The organism is Noviherbaspirillum sp. UKPF54 (assembly GCF_007874125.1).
GTDB lineage: Bacteria > Pseudomonadota > Gammaproteobacteria > Burkholderiales > Burkholderiaceae_D > Noviherbaspirillum.
In genome coordinates this window covers 3,485,452-3,504,114 of the sequence record NZ_CP040128.1, presented here as the reverse complement: position 1 = coordinate 3,504,114, position 18,663 = coordinate 3,485,452, and the positions used below count along the sequence as shown (strand labels likewise).

Here is an 18,663-nt window from a genome sequence, read left to right as displayed (position 1 = left end):
AAAACATCGACAAAGATATATTGGACTGAATAACTGCGCAAGCCTACCATGAGTTCTGTAACCCATCGGGCATCCATACCATGTCTACCTGTTCACCCGCGGCCGTAGCCGCATTGGCGGCGGCGCAAGATACGAAGAGCCATCTCAGGAACGCGAATCGCGCCGTCTTCCTTGGCGGCTTCGCGACCTTTGCGATGCTCAACTGCGTGCAACCCTTGCTGCCCCTGTTTACGGCCGAATTCCATGTGTCTCCGATGCACAGCAGCTGGGCGATGTCGATTTCCACGATCGCGCTGGCGGTGTGCCTGCTGCTGTCGAGCGTGATGTCCGACCGCCTCGGCCGCACCGCGACCATGACCGTCGCCCTGTTCGTTTCGGCTATCGCCACCATCGCCTGCGCCGCCGTCGGCGGCTTCGGGCAGCTGCTGGCGCTGCGCGGCATCCTCGGCGTCGCCCTGGCGGGCCTGCCGGCCGTCGCCATGGCCTACCTGACCGAGGAAGTCGAGGCGAAGTCGCTCGGCGCGGCCATGGGGCAGTACATCGCGGGGGCGGCGCTGGGCGGGATGCTGGGGCGGGTGGCCGCGTCCGTCTTGGCCGATCATTTTTCCTGGCGCGCGGCGATGGCCGTCATCGGCGTGGTCGCCTTGCTGATGGCATTCGAATTCCGGCGCAGGTTGCCGCCGTCGCGCAACTTCCGCCCGCGCGACATCGACTTTCCGGGAGCTGCTGCGGCGGCCGTGCGCCACCTGCAGGACGAGGGGCTGCCCAAGCTGTTCATGATCGCCTTCCTGATGATGGGCGCGTTTGTCGCCGTCTACAACTATCTCGGATTCCGTCTGCTCGATCCGCGCTTCGGCCTGAGCCAGACGGTGTTGAGCTTCATCTTCACGCTGTACGTGGTCGGCATGTTCAGTTCGGTGGCGATGGGCAAGCTGGCCGACCGCCTGGGGCGCCGGCAGGTACTGTGGATGGCGGTGGCGACGACGCTGGCGGGGCTGTTGCTGACGCTGGCCGACAGCCTGCTGGTGATCCTTCCCGGCCTCGCGCTGTTCACGTTCGGTTTTTTCGGCGCGCATTCGATTGCCAGTAGCTGGGTTGGCCGGCGCGCCACCGAATACCGCTCGCTCGCCTCGGCCATCTACCTGTTTTGCTATTACCTCGGCGGCAGCCTGATCGGACCGCTCGGCGGCGCGCTGTGGGAAGTCGACGGCTGGACCGGCATCGTCATCGTGCTGTCGGTGTGCATCGGCTTCTGCCTGCTGCTGGCCCTGAGTCTGCGGCGGCTGCCCCTGAAGACGTAGCAGGCAGTGATTTACCGCCGCCGCAGCGGATCAAGCAGGTGGCGCAGCGCATTGTGGTCCAGTTCATACATCAGCTCCAGCAGCCTGCCCAGCTCGCCCGCCGGGAAGCCTTCGCGCGCGAACCAGCCGAGATAATGGCCGGGCAAGTCGGCCAGCAGGCGGCCCTTGTACTTCCCAAAGGGCATTTCGCGCGTGACCAGCAATTCCAGGTGTTCGGGCCTCATGCTCGCATTCACCCGCGCAGATCGGCCACCGGATCGCGGCCGAATGAATCGCTCAACAGGTAATCCACCAGGCGCGCGGCGCCGTCGTCCGGCGCGGTGAGCGCGCCATCGCGCTTGAGCGCGTCGAAGCGCTCGCGCAGCGGGAACTGTTCCAGCGAGCTGGCGCGTATCTCGGCCTGCATGCCGGTGTCGATCACGCCCGGCGCCAGGCTGCAGATGCGCAGCGCATCGTTTTTGTCCAGCACCACCGCGCGCGCATGGTGGTCCAGCGCCGCCTTGGTGGCGCAATACACGCTCCAGCCGGGATAGGCATTGCGGCCCGCGCCGCTCGACACATGCAGGATGCGCCGCTCGCTGGCGCTTGCGGCCGTCGCCAGGGCGGCCGCAAGCATCATGGGCGCCGCCACGTTCAGGGCGACGGCGCGCGCAATCGCCGCCGGCTCCTGCATCGCCAGCGGGCCGACCGGCTGCACCGTGCCGGCATTGTTAATGAGAAGGACGGTATCGCAGTCGGCAACGAAGGCGCGCAACGCGTCGCCGGCCAGCCAGCGCGTGACGGCGGAGGTATCGGTCAGGTCGAGCTCGACTTGCCGCAGCGCCGCGCCGAAGCGGCTTTCCAGTTCCCGGTTGATGCCGCGCGCCAGTCCCAGCACGGGGATGCCGCGCGCCAGGAGTTGCGCCGCGACGGCCGCGCCCAAGCCACGGGTATGTCCGGTGAGTAGTGCTTTCATCATCCAGCCTCGTCAGGGTTGTGCATCGTATCGCGTGCATTGTACGTCCCGCATTCGGGAAAAATTCCGGTTTTCGGTAGCGATTCCCGGCTCGGCCAATAAATACGGGGGTGTGCGGGCAAGACTTTGTTGGAATTTTGCTTGAATGAAAGCGTTGATTACGCGAAACATGAGCGGAACGCTATATACTTGGCATCTGGCAACAGTTGCCAAATTCGCTTTTTAAAGGAGATGTAATGAACAAGGCAGAAATGATCGACAAAATCGCTGCAGACCACGAAGTCAGCAAGGTGAAAGCCAAGGAAATCGTGGAGCAGGTGTTCGGCTTTGTCGGTGCGGATCTGAAAAAGGAAGGCCGCTTCGCCTTCCCGGGCCTGGGCACGTTCACCGTCGCTCAGCGCGCAGCACGCTCCGGTCGCAACCCGGCCACGGGCGAAACCATCAAGATCAAGGCGTCCAAGAACGTGCGTTTCAAGGCAGCGCCGGCACTGAAAGACCTCGTCGCGAAAGTGAAGGTCAAGTAAGCGCATTTCCGGGAACGGCGTGCGCCGTTCCCGATTCCCCCCGATCCGGCGCATCAGGCGCGGATCGCACCGTCTTCCCCTGATCTCTTGCACTAAAGTCCGTCGGAAGATGTCGGTTTAACTCTTTGATTCTTCTAGTTACGAAGATGTCTTGCAGTTTGTAGTAAAGTCCGTCGGAGAGCCGCACTGAAAAAGCAAGGCACGCTCTCCAGAACGGTTGTCGTCGCTGTGACAGGAATACTTCGGTAACCGGACATGCTGGGCAAACCGTTGAATAGCAGCAATCGACCCAAAGCGGAAGTAGATGTTTCCCAAAAGCGATCGTTTAACGATGGCGGACCTGCGTACTGAGCACGTGGCCCTGAATGTGATGCACCGTGTGGTGGCGCGCACAGTCAACTGACAGCAGCGACAATAACAACCACGTCCATTACAACAACTTGCCTCTGCCGGCGATGTTCATTTCTTTCCTTCAAATCGGCGCCGGGCGGCTGCATGAAGCCCACCCGGAATGCCGTGGCGTTAGCTCGCCTTGCTGACCATGTAATCGATTGCCGCCTTGACTTCGTTGTCCTTGAGCGCAGCGTTGCCGCCCTTGGGTGGCATCATCTTGTAGCCACCAAGTGCGTGGGTGTACAGCGTGTCCTTGCCTTGCTTGATGCGCGGTGCCCATGCGGCCTTGTCACCGAATTTCGGTGCGCCGAGCACACCAGTGCCGTGGCAAGAGGCGCAGTTGGCTGTGAAAATTTTCTCGCCCAGCGCGAGATCGGCGGCGGAGGCCGATGCGGCGGAGGCGGCTCCTAGGATTGCGGCCGTCATCAATGGCAGGAACTTCGATGCGTTCATGTTTCTTTTCCTTTGCTACATGGTTAAAAAATTGACTGCAAAAAAATGGCATGGAATGGTCAATGCGACGGATGGTCCTGTGCCCCATCCGCGCAGCCAGGACGCTATGCTATCCATATTCGACTTGTTTCCGTTCGATCTAGCAGCGAGCACTTTGACATTGCAAAGTGGAAAATCATATCACAGCATGATATGCGTGTAAGCAATGTTTTTATCAATACGGATATGAAGAAAACAACGCCATCTCGTCCGGCAAAAATAAAGTCCGATCTCTATCGGAATTTCGCTATCAGTTGCGTCGCTTTTTGCGCTTAAGTGAAAGTGCAACGAAAGCAGAGGGCCTCACGCCATTGCAGTACCTGTTGATGCTACATGTGCGCGGCTTCCCTAGCCGCGACTGAGCCAGGGTCGGCGAGCTGGCGGAACGTCTTCGTCGATGCCGCCGCTAAAGACGTAGACGCCAGCGGCCTTAGCTTCATGGATCACGGCGTGCGCGTCGCGGCTTACCGCGTCCCACTCGCCATCGGGTACTACCATCGCCGCGCTGGGGAAAGAGATCAGGTACTTGGCCATGAAGCTTCATCTTTAGGATTGATGGTTGGAAACGCGTGAGCGGCCTGACTTATTGGATACCCAGTTAAGCAGTTGTCTGGGTTCCTCTGTATGGTATGCCGACGTCTGAACACTCTTCCATGGTACATCTGCTCGCTGCCTGGATGTGCTTCCCGTGATGACCAGTCTGCGTCTGGTTCCAGCCGGCCGGTCCTCGGCTGCGGGGCAGCGAGAACGACCCAAAGCGGACATCTCCTTAGGCCAGTAGGAATCTTTCAATACGGAGAAAGCGGGAAATAATGATAGCCATTCCCCCTTTACTGCACATCTTCCTTAATCTTGCGCTCCATTTCTGGGCTTATTTCGGTGGAGCGGGCGGGAAGCGTTGTCTTTCCTCGTTCACCATTGCGCGCAATGTCATCAAGGAGCAGTTTCATCTCAGCTATCTCTCGGACCTGAGATTCGATTATTCCGTCCGCCAACTTACGAACGCGGGGGTCACTAATGCTCGCCTTCCGTGCGTTGTTAATAGCTATTGAGTGATGGGGAATCATGGACTTCATGAAGCCTACGTCACTAATTAGCGTTTGGCTTCTGTTCATGGAAAGAAGGGTGATGCCGACAACCGCAGCCACGATGAGAACAACGATTTTGATTAGATTTCCTTTGTACATCGACCACATGAAACTCAGCATCACAATGGTCATGACACATCCCATCACTAATGATGCAACCAGCCGATTCATACTGAACGTTGCGTGATCAAGTGAATAGATTAACTGGTACATCAAGAAGAACATGATGACGACCGAGGTTACGATCATCGCTGCAAATTTACCCCAGCTCATGCCCATATCATGTTCTTGCTGATCCATCATCGCTCCTAATGTGAGTTCTTCACCTCAGAGGAATTGAGCCAGCAATAGTTCCAAAACATTAACGTGAATACTACGCAGCAATCTTTGGCTATTCAGTATGGTTTTGGTCCATCATGCAACGGTACTTCTACGTCGATGGGCGTCTCCTTCTGGCCGGTTGTTGCGCTTCTAAGGCGCAACGTCGATGCCTGCTTTACGCAGCCAAGCGGGCGCTTGAGGCGCCGACCACTTTGCATTCGAAAGTCGGGATGGCGAGACCATCGCACAATGCATCGACAGACTTTAGCGATTGCAGCCCATTTGCGACGGACTTTAAAAAATCCGACAGACTTTATTACTCGACGTCCCCCCTCCCGCCTAACCGAAATACCGACGCACGCGCTCTTCCAGCAGGCGCCGCGCATCTTCCTCGCTGCACCGCTCCAGGCAATTGAACACGTCGCGCGCAATCGGGCGGAATGCCGCCATGATGGCCGGATCGAAATGGGTCCCGGTATCCTTTTCCAGGATCGACATGGCCACCTCAAACGTCATCGGTTCCTTGTAGGGGCGCCGTGAGCAGAGCGCGTCGAACACGTCCGCGACGGCGAATATGCGCGCGGCCAGCGGGATGGCGTCGCCCGCCAGTCCGCGCGGATAGCCGGTACCATCCCATTTTTCATGATGGGAGGAGACGACTGCCCGCGCATCGTCGAGCCAGCCGATGCCGCCGACGATTTCCTCGCCCTGCGTCACATGCGTGTGCATGCGTTCGAGTTCTGCGGCGTCGAGTCCGCCGGGCTTGCGCAGGATTGCATCGGGAATGCTGATCTTGCCTATGTCGTGCAGAAAGCTGCCCACGATCAGGGACTGCATCGACTGGTCCGGCAAGCCGAAGCGTTCGGCGATGCGCGCGGCAATCCACGCGACCCGGAAGTTGTGCGCGCCGGTTTCGGAGTCGCGCTTGGCGATGGCGCGGCCGAGCGCCTCCATCATCGAAATGTGCGAATCGAGGATTTCGCGCGCCTTGCGCGCATTGTCGGCCGACAGGTGCACCACGACCGGATAGATGGCCGCGCCGCACAGCAGCGACGCGAGGCTGACCATCAGCGCGGCGCGCAGCGCATTGGCCAGCATCTGATCGCGCTGCCATGCCGGGATGACCCGCACGCCCTCAAAATACCCGGTGACCTCGCCGCCGCCGGATTTGCGCAGCGGCACGAAAACGCGCAGCACCCAGCGGCCGTCATTCAGCTTCAGGCTCTGGTAAGAGGGGGCGCCGTAATCGGGGCGTACGTGCTGCGGAAGCTGCGCCTCGACCGCCAGGCCTTCGGCGGTCATCGACAGCGCCAGCTTGTCGCCGCGCCGGTTGTAGATTTCGGCAATGTCGAACAGGCCGCCGGCCAAGGTGGCGGCAGCCTGGCTAGCGCGTGCGCCGGCATCCGGGCCGCCCAGTTCGACGGCGCCGAAATGATGCAGGAGCCGGCCCGATTCCTCCAGCGCCAGCGACACCGTGTCTTCCTCCGCGGTTTTCTGCGCGACGATCCAGGCCAGCGGGCTGGCCACGGCCGCCAGCAGCATGCTGACGATGGCGATCCGGACGGCGGTGCGCTTGTTGAATGCATTCATGCTTGTTCCGGCGCGTGTGGATAGCATGATAACGCTGAGCGCGGCAATCCGGCGATCCGGCGATCCGGCGGCATGCTGCACGATGGCTTTTGAGCACGACGTATCGCCTTGAATTCGGCGTGCTCGGCCGCCACTGCGCAGAATTCCAGTGAGCAGTTTTATTGCGTGGAGCAGGAATGCAGCAAAGCGTGCGTGAGGCTGCATGCCATCTTCGCGTGATGCTTTCCTGCATGAACGCAGAGGCGGCACAAAACATTGAGTTCACGCAGCGCTCACACCGGATTCCAGGCAATTGCAGCGATACCGAGACGCAGCGGACACGACAGGAATCGCGCATACCGATCAGGCGCTTGCGGTTTCCTGCGGATGAGTGAAAAAAGCATTGCGTGGGGCGCTCGGGAAACTCCTACTGCCGCCATTCGAGCGCTCTGCCCGTGCGAACTTCGCGCCGGGCGGTATGGGCAGCCGAGCCTGCCGCCAGGGCAGCGCTCGTCGAGCAGGCCGAAGATTACAGGGCCGGGATTAGCACCTTGTCGATCACGTGCACCACGCCATTGCTCGCCCGTACATCGGTGGCGACGATCTTCGCCGGCGTGCCGGTCGTGTCGCTGATGGTGGGCGGCGTGCCCGCGTTGATCACGATTGCCTGCGACGCGAGCGTCTGGATCGGCGCGCCAAACGGGATTTGCGACGCGAGGACTTGCCGGCCGAGCGCGTGATAGGTCAGCACGGTAGCCAGTTGCTGCGGCGTCAGGCCGGTCGGCGCGGCGGAGAAGGCCGCGTTGGTCGGCGCAAACACCGTGAACGGACCCGGACCGGAAAGGGTGTCCTGCAGGTTGGCGCTGACGACGGCGCCGGCCAGCGACGACAGCTGCGGATTGACCCGCGCCATCTGCACGATGTTCAGCACTCCAGGCGGCACCAGTACCTTGTCGATCACGTGGATCACGCCGTTGCCCGCTGCGACATCCGTTGCCGTCACATTCGCCGCCGTCAGCGCGGCGTCCGTGAGCGTCACGCCCGAGGGGCCGCTGCCGACCGTAACGGCGGCCGGCGCGCCGTCGAATTCATACAGCGTCGGCTGGGCCGGCTGCGCGGCGCGTAGCGCGGCCGCGTTCCTGGCAGCCGGAAGCACGTGGTAAGACAGGATGCTCTTAAGGGTGGCTGCAGGCAGCGCATCGACCATGGCGGCGGCGCTGGCAAAGCCGAGGCTGGTCGCGAGCCTGCCGAATGCGTCGTCGGTCGGCGCGAACACCGTCAGGCTGGCATTGGGATCGGCCAAGGCGCTTGCGAGGTCGGCCTTGGCTGCGGCTGCCAGCAGGGCGGTGAATCCGTTCGCGCCAGCGACCTTGTCGAGCGTGGGGGAAGCGCCGGCGGCCGGCGCGCTGGTCGCCGCCGGCGTGGCAGCCGTCACATTGTCCTCGCTGCCGCCGCAGGCGGACATCAGGGTGGCGGCCATAAAGATGCAGAAAAGCTTCACGAGTTTCATGGCAATCTCCTTGCAAAAGTGGCGGCCTGTTCAGGGCGGAGTGGAGGCGGCCGCCAGTCACTGAAGCATAGGAAGCGGGGTACAGCGCTATTTGATATTTCTCAAATGAGAAATCAGTTTGTCCATGACAAATGTGGATTGTAGGAGGCAGGAAATTACCTGTGGCGATGCCGTCTGCGCAACCGGAGCGCGACACAAAAAAGAAATGCCCGGCGCAAATGCGCCGGGCATTTCTCTATCTTTCCCGCTTCAGGAACGGGATAGCTTGCTGGCGCTGTAGAGCGCGTATAACGCGCTGAACCCGACCAGCGTATAGACCGCGCGCGACAGTGCGCTCATGTCGCCGAACAGCGCCGCTACCAGATCGGTGCCGAACAGTCCGACCAATCCCCAATTGATGCCGCCGACGACGAGCAGCGTCAGCGCGATCCAGTCCGCCGCGCCGAGACGGTTCGCCCGGGCCGGATGCGATGCGATGCGCCGGTCCGGCATGCGCCGCCGTTCCGGAATGTGGGTGTCTACTGTGCTTGCCATGATTGCCTCCTTGTGCCGTTGCAAAGACTGCGCACCGCTATTGCGCCCAGAATAGAAAGAAGCGCCGGTTTGCCGCTGCGCAGGTAAAGACACTGACCGCAATTAAGCGCGAACGTTCGACAAAACTGCGCATTTTGTCATGGACAAAGTCGACCTATAATGCATGAGGAGAAACGCGATCATACACTTCGGAAACCGAACGAAGCTGAGTGAAAAGAAATGCCGATACCCTCGCCTGACGCCTTGAACATCAGTGCCGTAGAACGGGAAACGGGACTGTCGAAAGACACCTTGCGCATGTGGGAGCGCAGGTACAACTTTCCCTTGCCGCAGCGCGATGCGCTCGGCGAGCGGCTGTACCTGCCCGAGCAGGTCGACAAGCTGCGCATGATCAAAAAGCTGATGGACCTCGGCCATCGGCCCGGCCGGCTGGTCGCCGCCGATATCGGCACGCTGCGCGCGATGGCGCAGCAGCGCCCCAAGGAGAGCGAGGAGAGCGGCTTGCGCGACGAGCGCGAAGACCTGCTGCACTATATCGCGCTGTGCAAGGCGCACCGGACGCAGGAAATGCAGCGGGAATTGACGCAATGCCTGCTGCGGATGGGGATGTTCCGTTTTGTTGTCGAGGTGCTCGCTCCGCTGACCGTGATGGTCGGCGACTACTGGGCCGGTGGGCAGCTGGCCGTCTTCGAGGAACATCTTTACACCGAGACGGTGCAGTTCGTCATGCGTAACGCGATTGGCGCGATCCCGGCAGCCGATGGCGCGGCGGTCCGTCCCCGTATCCTGCTGACCACCATTCCGCAGGAGTTGCACGGGATCGGCCTGCTGATGTCCGAAGCGATATTCGCGCTCGAAGGCGCCCGCTGCATCTCATTGGGCGTGCAAACGCCCGTCTCGGAAATCGTGCAGGCGGCGAAGGCGCAGGCCGCCGATATCGTGGCGCTGTCGTTTTCGGCTGCCGCCAGGCCAGCGCACGTGTTGCAGGCGCTGGCCGACCTGCGCGCGGCATTGCCGCCGGCAGTGGAAATCTGGACCGGCGGGCGCTGCGCGGTCCTCGCGCGCCGGCCGCCGGCCAACGTCCGGGTTCTGGAACTGCATGAAGCCCCGGGAGCGCTGACGCAATGGCGCAGAGGCCGCCTGGCGGGAACCTGACGTTCGCGCCTGGGGCCGCCTCAGCCCTGACCGCCGGAAGCGGCGCGCTCCATGGTGCTGTCGCCGTAGGGCGCGGCGCGAAATTCCGGCAACTGTTCCGCCTGTTCGGAGAATGCCTGCAGCGCCGGGAAGGACGCTGCGTCGAGCGCATCGGGCAGCATTTTCCGCGTGAAATGCCAGGCCACAGCCGTGCTGATGCCAGCCTGGTCGATCTCCGTGCTCGTTGCCGCCAGCGGACGGGCGCGCAGCTCCGCTTCCAGCGCCTCATAGGCCGCCATCAGCTGACCCTGCACCCGTTGCAGCCACGGCTCATGCAGCTTTTCGGCAGGCCGCAGGTTGTGCTCGTACACGATCTGCACGCTCTTTTCGCAGGCCGCCAACGCCAGGCCGATGACGCGCAACGCATGCCGGCGCTCGTCCGGATGGCGCGGCATGAGCGACTTGCGCGGCGCGGCCAGCGCTTCCGCATAGTCGAGGATCAGCGTGGAATCCATCAGCACGGTGCCGTCGTCGCACACCAGGGTCGGTGCCTTGACCACCGGGTTGATTTGCCGGAACTGGTCGAAGGTGCGGAATACCGAAATCGAGCGGTGTTCGAAAGGGATGCCGAGCAATTGCAGCGACACCGCCACGCGGCGGACATAGGGGGAATCGAGCATGCCGATGAGTTGCATGAGGTCTCCTGAAAGCGAATGGATCGATCAGCCGGGGCGCACCGGGCTGGCGGCGGCTTCTCCCACGACCGTGGTCCACGGGCGCACGCGCCAGGCGGTGATCAGGCCGTGCTTCACGTAGGGATCGGCAGCGGCAAAAGCTTCGGCGGCGGCCGGCGAATCGCCCTGGAACAGCAGCACCGCGCCGTCGAAGTTGTCCGACAGCGCACCGGCCAGCACCAGTTCGCCGCGCGCCTGGGCCTGCCACGCGAGTGCCAGATGCTCGTCGCGGAATTGCGCGCGCCGCTCGAGGTAATCCGGGGCGCAGTCGTAGCAAAGCAGATAGTGCATCGCAGTCTCCTTTCAACCAATAACAGGGATTAAAGATTCTTCATCCAGCCCAGCCCTTCAAGCGTACCCTTGGCCGGGCGGTATTCGCAGCCGAGCCAGCCATCGTAGCCGAGTTCGTCGAGCAGGCGGAACAGATAGCGGTAATTGACTTCGCCGGTGTCGGGCTCGTGCCGCTCGGGCACGCCGGCGATCTGGATATGGCCGACATGCGGCAGGTAGCGCCGCAGCTTCATCGCGATATCGCCCTCGACGATCTGCACATGGTAGAGATCCATCTGCACCTTCAGGTTGGCGGCGCCCACTGCTTCGCGGATCGCGTGTGCGTCGGCCTGGGTGTTGAGGAAATAGCCCGGCATGTCGCGCCGGTTGATCGGCTCGATCAGGACCGTGATGCCGAACTTCGCCGCTTCGGCGCAGGCATGGCGCAGGTTGTCGATGAAGGTGGCGAGGTGCTGCGCGGCGTCGGCATCGGGCGGCAGCAGGCCGGCCATCGCGTGCAGGCGCGGCGTGCCGAGCGCCTGCGCATAGGCGAGCGCGGTGGCGACTCCGGCGCGGAACTCGGCCTGGCGGCCGGGCAGCGAAGCCAGCCCGCGCTCGCCCGCCGCCCAGTCGCCCGGCGGCATGTTGAACAGCACGTTTTGCAGCCGGTGCGCCTGCAGTTGCGCAGCGATTTCCTCGGGCGCATGGTCGTAGGGGAAGAGGAACTCGACCGCCTCGAATCCGGCTTGTGCGGCGGCCGCGAAGCGCTGCAGGAAGGGCACTTCGTTGAACATCATCGTCAGGTTGGCGGCGAATTTCGGCACGGCGTTTTCCTTTGCTGTTGAACGTGGTTTCCGTTACTGATGTACTCTTGCTTTTTTGCGGGATGGCCCGCAAACGTACGGATTGAAACGTTTCATTTTGCCATGGCTGATATTTTGCCGATTGACGAAGACCCGCGTCCGATGCCGCCGGAAATGCCCGGCGATGACGAATGCTGCCGCAGCGGGTGCGATCCCTGCATCTTTGATTGGTATGCGCAGGAGATGGAGAGATACCGCGCCGAGTTGCAGGCGTGGGAGGCGCGGCATGCCGGCGGCAAGGCCGCCGCCGGCGCTTAGAGGGTATTTGCAGCCGACGCGCGGCGCGCGCAAGACCGCTGTGGACTACAGCTTCGCCGCCAGCTCCGCCCCTTCGCGGATGGCGCGCTTGGCATCCAGTTCCGCGGCCAGCGCCGCGCCGCCGATCAGGTGGAAGCGCGGCCCGCTGCCCTGTTCCTTGGGCATGAGCTCGGTCAGCGATTCCTGCCCCGCGCAGATCACCACGTTGTCGACTTCCAGCAGGCGCGGCTCGCCGTTGACCGTGACATGCAGGCCGGCGTCGTCGATCTTGCGGTATTCCACGCCGCCGATCATCTTGACGCCCTTGCGCTGCAGCGTGGCGCGGTGCACCCAGCCGGAAGTCTTGCCCAGGCCCGCACCCAGCTTGCCGACCTTGCGCTGCAAGAGATACACCTCGCGCACCGGCCGTTCCGGCGTCGGCTCGACCAGCCCGCCGCCGGTCGTCGCATTCAGGTCCACGCCCCATTCGCCCAGCCAGTGATTCAACGGCACCGGCAGCGGCACGTGCGGGTCGTGCAGCAGGAATTCGCTGATATCGAAGCCGATGCCGCCGGCGCCGATCACCGCCACGCGTTTGCCGACCGGCGCATTGCGCTGCAGGACATCCAGGTACGACAGCACTTTCGGATGGTCGACGCCGTCGATCTTCGGCGTGCGCGGCACGATGCCGGTGGCGACGATCACTTCATCGAAGCCCTGCTGCAGCAGTTCGTCGCGCGTGACCTTCTTGCCCAGCACCAGTTCGACGCCGGTGACTTCCAGGCGCCGCTTGAAATAGCGCAGCGTCTCGGCGAATTCTTCCTTGCCGGGGACGCGCATGGCGAAATTGAATTGCCCGCCGATGCGATCGCTGGCCTCGAACAGCGTGACGCGGTGGCCGCGTTCGGCGGCGACGGTCGCCGCCGACAGGCCGGCCGGGCCCGCGCCGACGACCGCGATGCGGCGGCGCTGCGCGGCCTTGACGTACACCAGTTCGGTTTCATGGCCGGCGCGCGGATTGACCAGGCAGGAGGCGCGCTTGTTGGAGAAGGTGTGGTCCAGGCAGGCCTGGTTGCAGGAGATGCACGTGTTGATCTCGTCGGCGCGGCCGGCGGCGGCCTTGTTCACGAATTCCGGGTCGGCCAGGAAGGGGCGCGCCATCGATACCATGTCGGCGTCGCCGGAAGCGATGATGTCTTCTGCTTCGGCTGGCATGTTGATGCGGTTCGATGCCACCACCGGGATCGAGATCTCGCGGCGCAGGCGTCCGGCCAGGCTGCGGAACGCGGCGCGCGGCACCGAGGTGACGATGGTCGGCACGCGCGCTTCGTGCCAGCCGATGCCGGTGTTGATGATGTTTACTCCCGCCTGTTCCAGCGCCCTGGCGACCGCCACCACGTCGTCCCAGGTATTGCCGCCCTCGACCAGGTCCAGCAGCGAATGGCGGTACATGATGATGAATTTCTCGCCGACAGTTTTGCGCACGCGCCTGACGATTTCCACCGGCAGGCGCATGCGGTTTTCGATGGTCCCGCCCCAGCGGTCGGTGCGCTGGTTGGTGCGCGCGCACAGGAACTGGTTGAGCAGGTAGCCTTCGCTGCCCATGATCTCGATGCCGTCGTAGCCGGCCTGCTTGGCCAGCTTGGCGCAGCGCGCGTAGTCGCGGATGGTTTGCTCGATGCCGGCTTCGTCGAGTTCCTTCGGCTTGAACTTGGAGATCGGCGACTTGACCGCTGAGGCCGAGACAACGAACGGCTGGTAGCCGTAGCGGCCGGCGTGCAGGATCTGCATGACGATCTTGCCGCCTTCCTGGTGCACCGCATCGGTGACGAGGCGATGATTGAAGGTATCGAAAATATTGCTCACCGTGCCGCCGAGCGGCAACAGCCAGCCCTGGCGATTGGGCGAGATGCCGCCGGTGACGATCAGGCCGACGCCGCCTTTGGCACGCTCGCGGAAATAGGCCGCCAGCTTCGGGTAATTGTAGAAACGGTCTTCCAGGCCGGTGTGCATCGAGCCCATGATGACGCGGTTCTTCAGGGTGGTGAAACCGAGATCGAGCGGTGCGAGCAGGCGCGGGTAGGTCTGGGTAGTCATGGGTCTCCGTGTGGTCGGTGATGGGCGGCGCACGGCGCCTGAGTCGATCCAGTCTACCGGATGTTGCATTTGGTTCAGTAGTGGCTATCCACTAAACGTTATCAATCATGCATGTCATCCGACTCGGTTTGATCGGCCACAGACATGCGCGTGTTTTCGCCGTCGCCGCCGCAATGTTTGGCCAGGGCTTGGTCTAATCACGTTCGAGAGATGAGCGATCTCCGGACCGGAAAATATCCGCGCTGACAGCGCACAGGAGGAATCACGATGAAACGCACAGCATCGGCCGTCTGGACCGGCGGCCTCAAGGATGGCAAGGGCAGCCTCTCCAGCCAGAGCGGCGTGCTCAAGGATACGCCGTATGGCTTTCGCATGCGCTTCGAGGACGAGCCGGGAACCAACCCGGAGGAATTGATCGCGGCGGCGCACGCCGGCTGCTTCACCATGGCGCTATCGGCGCAGCTGGGCGAGGCGGGCATGGTGGCGGAGCGCCTGAGTACGGAAGCGGCAGTGACTTTGGAGAAGAAAGACGATGGATTTTCGATTACGGCGATTCATCTGGCTCTGGCTGCGAAAATTCCTGGCGCAGACCGTCAGGCGTTCGATGCGGCGGTCGACAAGGCGAAAACGGGCTGCCCGGTGTCCAAGCTCCTTAATGCGCAGATCACGCTCGACGCCAAGCTGGAAAGCTAGGCTGCCGCCGGGCGACGACGGATCGCAGAAGGCGGCGGCCCTGCCGCTTCCTCCCCGCATTTTCCGTTTTCAGGCGTGAATGCGCTCAGTCGGCGGACTTGAGCAGATCGCCGTATTCCGGATGCTTGCCAATGTAGCCGGCCATGAATTCGCACACCGGGACCACTTTCTTTTGCCGGGTCCGGATGTCGTCCAGCGCCTGCCTGGCCAGGGCCGAGCCATAGCCTTTGCCGCCGTGTTCGGGGCTGACTTCGGTGTGGATCAGGACGACGGCGTCGTTCTCCTGGCGGTAGTCGGCGAACGCGACGACCTGGCCGGCGTCGACCAGTTCGTAGCGCTGCTTGTCGGTATTGTTCTGGAGCGTGGCGCGATTCATATTTTTTCCGGAGCGGGGTTGGCGGGATGGGAACCCGTTATTGTAGCGATGAATGCGTGACCCGGCCGGATGCCGGCGCGCCGGCGCCCGCTCACACAATCCGCTTCACACGGTCACGCCGCCGCTCGGCCCGGCCGAGCTGCATTCCGCATGTTCGCAGGGGCATTGCTCGCTTTGCTCTTCCGGATTCGCATGCGCGCGTTTGCATTCTTCCGAGCAATAGCGCTGGCCGGCGGGGACGGCGCAGGGGCAACTCGGCAGCGCGCATTTGTCTTCAGCCTGTTTCGTGGGCATGGCGTTCTCCTTGCAGGGATGGCATCGGTCCGACCGGTACACCTTACGCCGTACGCCGCGGCCGGCTCTGAGCTATGGCAAGTCAATCACCTGCCAGGTAATGGTTCCTGGTCTTCCTTCGGATAACATGGCAAGCACAAGATAAAAATTCCGAGGAGACGTTACATGCAAAGCACCGAAACCACCGCCTACCGCATCTGCCCGCTGTGCGAAGCCTGCTGCGGGCTGGAACTGAAAATCAGCGACAACAAGGTCGTCAGCATTCGCGGCCACGACGCCGATGTGTTCAGCCGCGGCTATATCTGCCCCAAGGGCGCGGCGCTGAAAGACTTGCACGAGGACCCGGATCGCCTGCGCACGCCGTTGATCAAGCGCGACGGCCGCTTCGTCGAGGCGAGCTGGGACGAGGCGTTCGCCGAAATCGCGCGCCGCCTGCCGCCCATCGTGCGGGAACATGGCAGCGACGCCGCCGCGCTGGTGGTCGGCAACCCGGCGGTGCACAAGATCGGCCTGATCAATTACGTGCCGCGCCTGGCGAAGGCGCTCGGCACGCGCAACATCTTTACGGCATCGACGCTCGACCAGATGCCCAAGCAGCTGTCGGCCGGCCTGATGTTCGGCCACTGGCTGAGCATTCCGGTGCCGGACATCGAGCGCTGCGATTACTTGCTCGTGCTCGGCGCCAACCCGATGGTGTCCAACGGCAGCCTGTGGACGGTGCCGGATTTCCGCGGCAAGGCCAAGGCCATGCGCGCGCGCGGCGGGCGCCTCGTGGTGATCGATCCGCGCCGCAGCGAAACGGCGGCGGTGGCTGACGAACACCATTTCATCCGCCCCGGCGCCGACGTGTTCCTGCTGCTCGGGCTGGTGCATGCGCTGTTCGACGAACGGCTGGTGCGCCCGGGGCGGCTCGCGGAACATGTGAACGGGCTCGATGCGTTGCGCGACGCGGTGCAGGCGTTCGCGCCGGAACGCGTGGCGCCGCGCTGCGGCTTCGAGGCGGCCACCATCCGCCGGCTGGCGCGCGAGCTGGCCGCCGCGCCGCGGGCGGCGGTGTACGGCCGCATCGGCACCTGCACTCAGGAATACGGCACGCTGTGCAGCTGGCTGGTCGACGCGCTCAATGTCTTGACCGGCAATCTCGACCGCGAAGGCGGCGCGATGTTTCCCAAGGCGGCGGCATTTGCCGCCAACACCGTGGGCAAGCCCGGCAGCGGGCGCGGCATCGTCACCGGACGGCGCAAGAGCCGCGTGTCGGGCGCGCCGGAAGTGCTGGGGGAATTGCCGATGGGTTGCCTGGCCGAAGAAATCGAAACGCCCGGCGCCGGGCAGGTAAGGGCGCTCATTTCGGTTGCCGGCAATCCGGTGCTGTCGGCGCCCAACGGCGAGCGCCTCGCCGCCGCGCTTGATGCGCTCGACTTCATGGTCAGCGTCGACATCTATCTCAACGAAACGACGCGCCACGCCGACGTGATCCTGCCCGGCTCGTCGCCGCTGGAGGATGCGCACTACGACACGGCCTTTCCGCAGTTTTCTTACCGTAACCATGCGCGCTACAGCAGGGCGGTGCTGGCGCGTGCGCCGGGCCAGCCGCCCGAGTGGCAAATTCTTTTGCGCCTGGCCGCCATCGCGCAAGGGCTGGGCGCAGAAGCGGATGTGCTGGCGCTGGATGACGCCCTGTTCGCCGAGGATGTGCGGCGCACCGCGGGCGAGCATGCCGGCGCGATCCTGGCGGCGCTGGCGCACCTGAAGGGGCCGGAACGACAGCTCGACTATGCGCTGCGGCTGGGGCCGTACGGCGACCTGTTCGGGCAAAAGCCGGACGGTCTCAACCTGGCGAAGCTGAAGGCGGCTCCCGGCGGCATCGACCTCGGTCCCTTGCAGCCGCGCATTCCGGAAGCTTTGCGCACCGTGTCGGGCAAGATCGAGCTGGCGCCGGCCATGCTGCTGGACGACTTGCAGCGGGTGGCGGTAGCCCTGGCGCAACCGGCGCCGGGACTAGTTGTCGTCGGCCGCCGGCAGGTGCGCTCGTGCAATAGCTGGATGCACAACCTGCCTGTCCTTGCCAAGGGGCCGTTCCGCTGCACGGCGCTGGTCCATCCGGACGATGCGCAGCGGCTCGGATTGCAGGAAGGCGGCATGGCGCGCCTTGCCGGCGGCGGACGGACGCTGGAGGTGCAGGTGCAGCTCAGCGATGAAATGATGCCGGGCGTGGTGAGCCTGCCGCATGGCTGGGGACACGACAAGCCGGGAACGCGCATGACGCTGGCCGCCGAGCGGCCGGGCGCCAACCTGAACGTGTTGCTGGACGAAACCCTGCGCGATCCCTTGTCGGGCAATGCCGTGCTCAGCGGCATTCCAGTGGAGATGCAAGCGATCAACTGACGCTGGAAATTGTCCCGCCGCCGGGAACCAATCGTTGATTAGCGATCAATGGGATATACAACAACAAGGAATCCCCGATGCCAGAACGAATTCTTGGCGGGACAAAAGTCCTCGCGCTGATCGCCGACCCGGCGGCGCAGGCGCGCTCTCCCGGGCTGGCGAATGGCTTGCTGCACCGGCGCGAGCCGTTCGGGCCGTTCGCGCTGTTGCCGATGCAAGTGTCGTATGCGGCGCTGGCCGATGTTCTGGCCGGCTTGCGCCAGATCCGCGACTTCGCCGGCGCGATCGTATCGATGCCGCACAAGGTCCATATCGTGCCGCTGCTCGATGAAATCACGCCGCAAGCGCAACAGGTCGACGCGGTAAATGTCATCCGAAAATCGGACGACGGCAGGCTGACCGGCACCGTCCTCGATGGCGAAGGATTCGTCGGCGGCCTGAAGCGCAGCGGGCACCGCATCGAAGGCGCGTCCTGCCTGCTGGTCGGCGCCGGCGGCGCCGCCTCGGCGATCGCGTTTGCTCTCGCCAAGTACGGCTGCGCCTCGCTGCGCATCGTCAACCGCACCGCAGCCAAGGCGATCTCCCTTGCCTCGCGTATCCGTCACGTCTTCCCGCAGGTAGAGGTGCAGTCCGGCATAGCGGCCGAGGGCGAGTTCGACCTGGCGATCAACGGCACGTCGTTGGGCATGGATGCGAACGATCCGCTGCCGATCCCGGAAGCGGTCGTGTCCCGCTCGGCGGTCGTGGCCGACTGCGTGATCGCGCCGGAGATGACCCGGCTGCTGGAAACGGCGAAGGGCCACGGCTGCGCGATCCAGAGCGGAGCGCCGATGCTGGCGGCGCAGATGGACATGATGCTGGAGTTTATGGGCGTCGAGTGAGGCGAGGACAGC

The 18,663-nt window shown here is 63.5% G+C and carries 21 protein-coding genes and 1 pseudogene; 8 read left to right on the top strand and 14 right to left on the bottom strand.

The window, feature by feature from the left end; all coding sequences use genetic code 11:
* Window positions 1–80 precede the first annotated feature (80 nt).
* Window positions 81–1,301: an MFS transporter gene (locus FAY22_RS16235; protein WP_146331173.1), complete on the top strand. Its 1,221-nt coding sequence runs from the start codon at window positions 81–83 to the stop codon at window positions 1,299–1,301.
* Window positions 1,302–1,312: 11 nt separating this feature from the next.
* Here the strand turns inward: FAY22_RS16235 and FAY22_RS16230 are convergent, their stop codons facing one another.
* Entirely contained in the window at window positions 1,313–1,525 is a 213-nt protein-coding gene (locus FAY22_RS16230; protein WP_146331172.1) for a DUF3820 family protein, read from the bottom strand.
* A gap of 8 nt (window positions 1,526–1,533) precedes the next feature.
* A complete protein-coding gene (locus FAY22_RS16225; RefSeq protein WP_146331171.1) occupies window positions 1,534–2,259 on the bottom strand; it encodes an SDR family oxidoreductase in 726 nt (241 codons plus the stop codon).
* Window positions 2,260–2,492: 233 nt separating this feature from the next.
* On the opposite strand from FAY22_RS16225, the gene FAY22_RS16220 reads away from it, so the two are divergent.
* Window positions 2,493–2,780 carry an HU family DNA-binding protein gene (locus FAY22_RS16220; protein ID WP_146331170.1) on the top strand — a complete coding sequence of 96 codons (288 nt, stop codon included), beginning with the start codon at window positions 2,493–2,495 and terminating at the stop codon, window positions 2,778–2,780.
* Between the two features lie 522 nt (window positions 2,781–3,302).
* On the opposite strand, the gene FAY22_RS16215 is transcribed toward FAY22_RS16220, so the two are convergent.
* Window positions 3,303–3,626 carry a cytochrome c5 family protein gene (locus tag FAY22_RS16215; protein WP_146331169.1) on the bottom strand — a complete coding sequence of 108 codons (324 nt, stop codon included), beginning with the start codon at window positions 3,624–3,626 and terminating at the stop codon, window positions 3,303–3,305.
* 242 nt (window positions 3,627–3,868) lie between these two features.
* Between FAY22_RS16215 and FAY22_RS22410 the strand changes: the two are divergent.
* Window positions 3,869–4,024: pseudogene (locus tag FAY22_RS22410) on the top strand (MarR family transcriptional regulator); the annotation flags it as partial.
* Here FAY22_RS22410 and FAY22_RS16205 read toward each other — a convergent pair.
* From FAY22_RS16205 to FAY22_RS16185, 5 genes are all read right to left on the bottom strand, one after another.
* Window positions 4,014–4,199 (bottom strand): hypothetical protein, encoded by a 186-nt coding sequence (locus FAY22_RS16205; protein WP_371417302.1) that lies wholly within the window; start codon window positions 4,197–4,199, stop codon window positions 4,014–4,016. The pseudogene FAY22_RS22410 and the gene FAY22_RS16205 overlap by 11 nt on opposite strands.
* A gap of 296 nt (window positions 4,200–4,495) precedes the next feature.
* Window positions 4,496–5,053 carry a DUF305 domain-containing protein gene (locus FAY22_RS16200; protein WP_146331168.1) on the bottom strand — a complete coding sequence of 186 codons (558 nt, stop codon included), beginning with the start codon at window positions 5,051–5,053 and terminating at the stop codon, window positions 4,496–4,498.
* A gap of 360 nt (window positions 5,054–5,413) precedes the next feature.
* Window positions 5,414–6,664: an HD-GYP domain-containing protein gene (locus tag FAY22_RS16195; RefSeq protein ID WP_146331167.1), complete on the bottom strand. Its 1,251-nt coding sequence runs from the start codon at window positions 6,662–6,664 to the stop codon at window positions 5,414–5,416.
* A gap of 508 nt (window positions 6,665–7,172) precedes the next feature.
* Complete coding sequence (locus FAY22_RS16190; RefSeq protein ID WP_246860538.1) at window positions 7,173–8,153, bottom strand: fasciclin domain-containing protein; 981 nt, start codon at window positions 8,151–8,153, stop codon at window positions 7,173–7,175.
* Between the two features lie 249 nt (window positions 8,154–8,402).
* On the bottom strand, window positions 8,403–8,687 hold the full coding sequence (locus FAY22_RS16185) for a DUF378 domain-containing protein (RefSeq protein WP_246860537.1): 285 nt from the start codon (window positions 8,685–8,687) through the stop codon (window positions 8,403–8,405).
* 219 nt (window positions 8,688–8,906) lie between these two features.
* Between FAY22_RS16185 and FAY22_RS16180 the strand changes: the two genes are divergently transcribed.
* Window positions 8,907–9,842 carry a MerR family transcriptional regulator gene (locus FAY22_RS16180; RefSeq protein WP_146331166.1) on the top strand — a complete coding sequence of 312 codons (936 nt, stop codon included), beginning with the start codon at window positions 8,907–8,909 and terminating at the stop codon, window positions 9,840–9,842.
* A gap of 20 nt (window positions 9,843–9,862) precedes the next feature.
* On the opposite strand, the gene FAY22_RS16175 is transcribed toward FAY22_RS16180, so the two are convergent.
* Genes FAY22_RS16175 through otnI form a run of 3 tightly spaced genes read right to left on the bottom strand, consistent with a single transcriptional unit; the run spans window position 9,863 to window position 11,649 of the window.
* Entirely contained in the window at window positions 9,863–10,516 is a 654-nt protein-coding gene (locus tag FAY22_RS16175; protein ID WP_146331165.1) for a glutathione S-transferase family protein, read from the bottom strand.
* Between the two features lie 27 nt (window positions 10,517–10,543).
* Window positions 10,544–10,846 carry a YciI-like protein gene (locus tag FAY22_RS16170; protein ID WP_146331164.1) on the bottom strand — a complete coding sequence of 101 codons (303 nt, stop codon included), beginning with the start codon at window positions 10,844–10,846 and terminating at the stop codon, window positions 10,544–10,546.
* 29 nt (window positions 10,847–10,875) lie between these two features.
* A complete protein-coding gene (gene otnI, locus FAY22_RS16165) occupies window positions 10,876–11,649 on the bottom strand; it encodes a 2-oxo-tetronate isomerase (protein WP_146331163.1) in 774 nt (257 codons plus the stop codon).
* 102 nt (window positions 11,650–11,751) lie between these two features.
* On the opposite strand from otnI, the gene FAY22_RS16160 reads away from it, so the two are divergent.
* Entirely contained in the window at window positions 11,752–11,946 is a 195-nt protein-coding gene (locus tag FAY22_RS16160) for an oxidoreductase-like domain-containing protein (protein ID WP_246860536.1), read from the top strand.
* A 45-nt stretch (window positions 11,947–11,991) separates the two neighbouring features.
* On the opposite strand, the gene FAY22_RS16155 is transcribed toward FAY22_RS16160, so the two are convergent.
* Window positions 11,992–14,022 carry an NADPH-dependent 2,4-dienoyl-CoA reductase gene (locus tag FAY22_RS16155; protein ID WP_146331162.1) on the bottom strand — a complete coding sequence of 677 codons (2,031 nt, stop codon included), beginning with the start codon at window positions 14,020–14,022 and terminating at the stop codon, window positions 11,992–11,994.
* 267 nt (window positions 14,023–14,289) lie between these two features.
* Between FAY22_RS16155 and FAY22_RS16150 the strand changes: the two genes are divergently transcribed.
* Complete coding sequence (locus FAY22_RS16150) at window positions 14,290–14,715, top strand: OsmC family protein (protein WP_146331161.1); 426 nt, start codon at window positions 14,290–14,292, stop codon at window positions 14,713–14,715.
* 85 nt (window positions 14,716–14,800) lie between these two features.
* Here FAY22_RS16150 and FAY22_RS16145 read toward each other — a convergent pair whose 3' ends face one another.
* Window positions 14,801–15,091: a GNAT family N-acetyltransferase gene (locus tag FAY22_RS16145; protein WP_146331160.1), complete on the bottom strand. Its 291-nt coding sequence runs from the start codon at window positions 15,089–15,091 to the stop codon at window positions 14,801–14,803.
* A gap of 105 nt (window positions 15,092–15,196) precedes the next feature.
* Window positions 15,197–15,385, bottom strand: coding sequence for a hypothetical protein (locus tag FAY22_RS16140; protein ID WP_146331159.1), 189 nt, complete (start codon window positions 15,383–15,385; stop codon window positions 15,197–15,199).
* 165 nt (window positions 15,386–15,550) lie between these two features.
* Here FAY22_RS16140 and FAY22_RS16135 point away from each other — a divergent pair, with 165 nt between their 5' ends.
* A complete protein-coding gene (locus tag FAY22_RS16135) occupies window positions 15,551–17,770 on the top strand; it encodes a molybdopterin-dependent oxidoreductase (RefSeq protein ID WP_146331158.1) in 2,220 nt (739 codons plus the stop codon).
* Between the two features lie 77 nt (window positions 17,771–17,847).
* Complete coding sequence (locus FAY22_RS16130) at window positions 17,848–18,651, top strand: shikimate dehydrogenase (protein WP_146331157.1); 804 nt, start codon at window positions 17,848–17,850, stop codon at window positions 18,649–18,651.
* Window positions 18,652–18,663 lie beyond the last annotated feature (12 nt).

Bases quoted from the DNA above. Each gene is read 5' to 3' on its own strand.
- FAY22_RS16235 (WP_146331173.1), top strand. From the start codon at position 81: ATGTCTACCTGTTCACCCGCGGCCGTAGCCGCATTGGCGGCGGCGCAA.
- FAY22_RS16230 (WP_146331172.1), bottom strand. From the start codon at position 1,525: ATGAGGCCCGAACACCTGGAATTGCTGGTCACGCGCGAAATGCCCTTT.
- FAY22_RS16225 (WP_146331171.1), bottom strand. From the start codon at position 2,259: ATGATGAAAGCACTACTCACCGGACATACCCGTGGCTTGGGCGCGGCC.
- FAY22_RS16220 (WP_146331170.1), top strand. From the start codon at position 2,493: ATGAACAAGGCAGAAATGATCGACAAAATCGCTGCAGACCACGAAGTC.
- FAY22_RS16215 (WP_146331169.1), bottom strand. From the start codon at position 3,626: ATGAACGCATCGAAGTTCCTGCCATTGATGACGGCCGCAATCCTAGGA.
- FAY22_RS16205 (WP_371417302.1), bottom strand. From the start codon at position 4,199: ATGGCCAAGTACCTGATCTCTTTCCCCAGCGCGGCGATGGTAGTACCC.
- FAY22_RS16200 (WP_146331168.1), bottom strand. From the start codon at position 5,053: ATGGATCAGCAAGAACATGATATGGGCATGAGCTGGGGTAAATTTGCA.
- FAY22_RS16195 (WP_146331167.1), bottom strand. From the start codon at position 6,664: ATGAATGCATTCAACAAGCGCACCGCCGTCCGGATCGCCATCGTCAGC.
- FAY22_RS16190 (WP_246860538.1), bottom strand. From the start codon at position 8,153: ATGAAACTCGTGAAGCTTTTCTGCATCTTTATGGCCGCCACCCTGATG.
- FAY22_RS16185 (WP_246860537.1), bottom strand. From the start codon at position 8,687: ATGGCAAGCACAGTAGACACCCACATTCCGGAACGGCGGCGCATGCCG.
- FAY22_RS16180 (WP_146331166.1), top strand. From the start codon at position 8,907: ATGCCGATACCCTCGCCTGACGCCTTGAACATCAGTGCCGTAGAACGG.
- FAY22_RS16175 (WP_146331165.1), bottom strand. From the start codon at position 10,516: ATGCAACTCATCGGCATGCTCGATTCCCCCTATGTCCGCCGCGTGGCG.
- FAY22_RS16170 (WP_146331164.1), bottom strand. From the start codon at position 10,846: ATGCACTATCTGCTTTGCTACGACTGCGCCCCGGATTACCTCGAGCGG.
- FAY22_RS16160 (WP_246860536.1), top strand. From the start codon at position 11,752: ATGGCTGATATTTTGCCGATTGACGAAGACCCGCGTCCGATGCCGCCG.
- FAY22_RS16155 (WP_146331162.1), bottom strand. From the start codon at position 14,022: ATGACTACCCAGACCTACCCGCGCCTGCTCGCACCGCTCGATCTCGGT.
- FAY22_RS16150 (WP_146331161.1), top strand. From the start codon at position 14,290: ATGAAACGCACAGCATCGGCCGTCTGGACCGGCGGCCTCAAGGATGGC.
- FAY22_RS16145 (WP_146331160.1), bottom strand. From the start codon at position 15,091: ATGAATCGCGCCACGCTCCAGAACAATACCGACAAGCAGCGCTACGAA.
- FAY22_RS16140 (WP_146331159.1), bottom strand. From the start codon at position 15,385: ATGCCCACGAAACAGGCTGAAGACAAATGCGCGCTGCCGAGTTGCCCC.
- FAY22_RS16135 (WP_146331158.1), top strand. From the start codon at position 15,551: ATGCAAAGCACCGAAACCACCGCCTACCGCATCTGCCCGCTGTGCGAA.
- FAY22_RS16130 (WP_146331157.1), top strand. From the start codon at position 17,848: ATGCCAGAACGAATTCTTGGCGGGACAAAAGTCCTCGCGCTGATCGCC.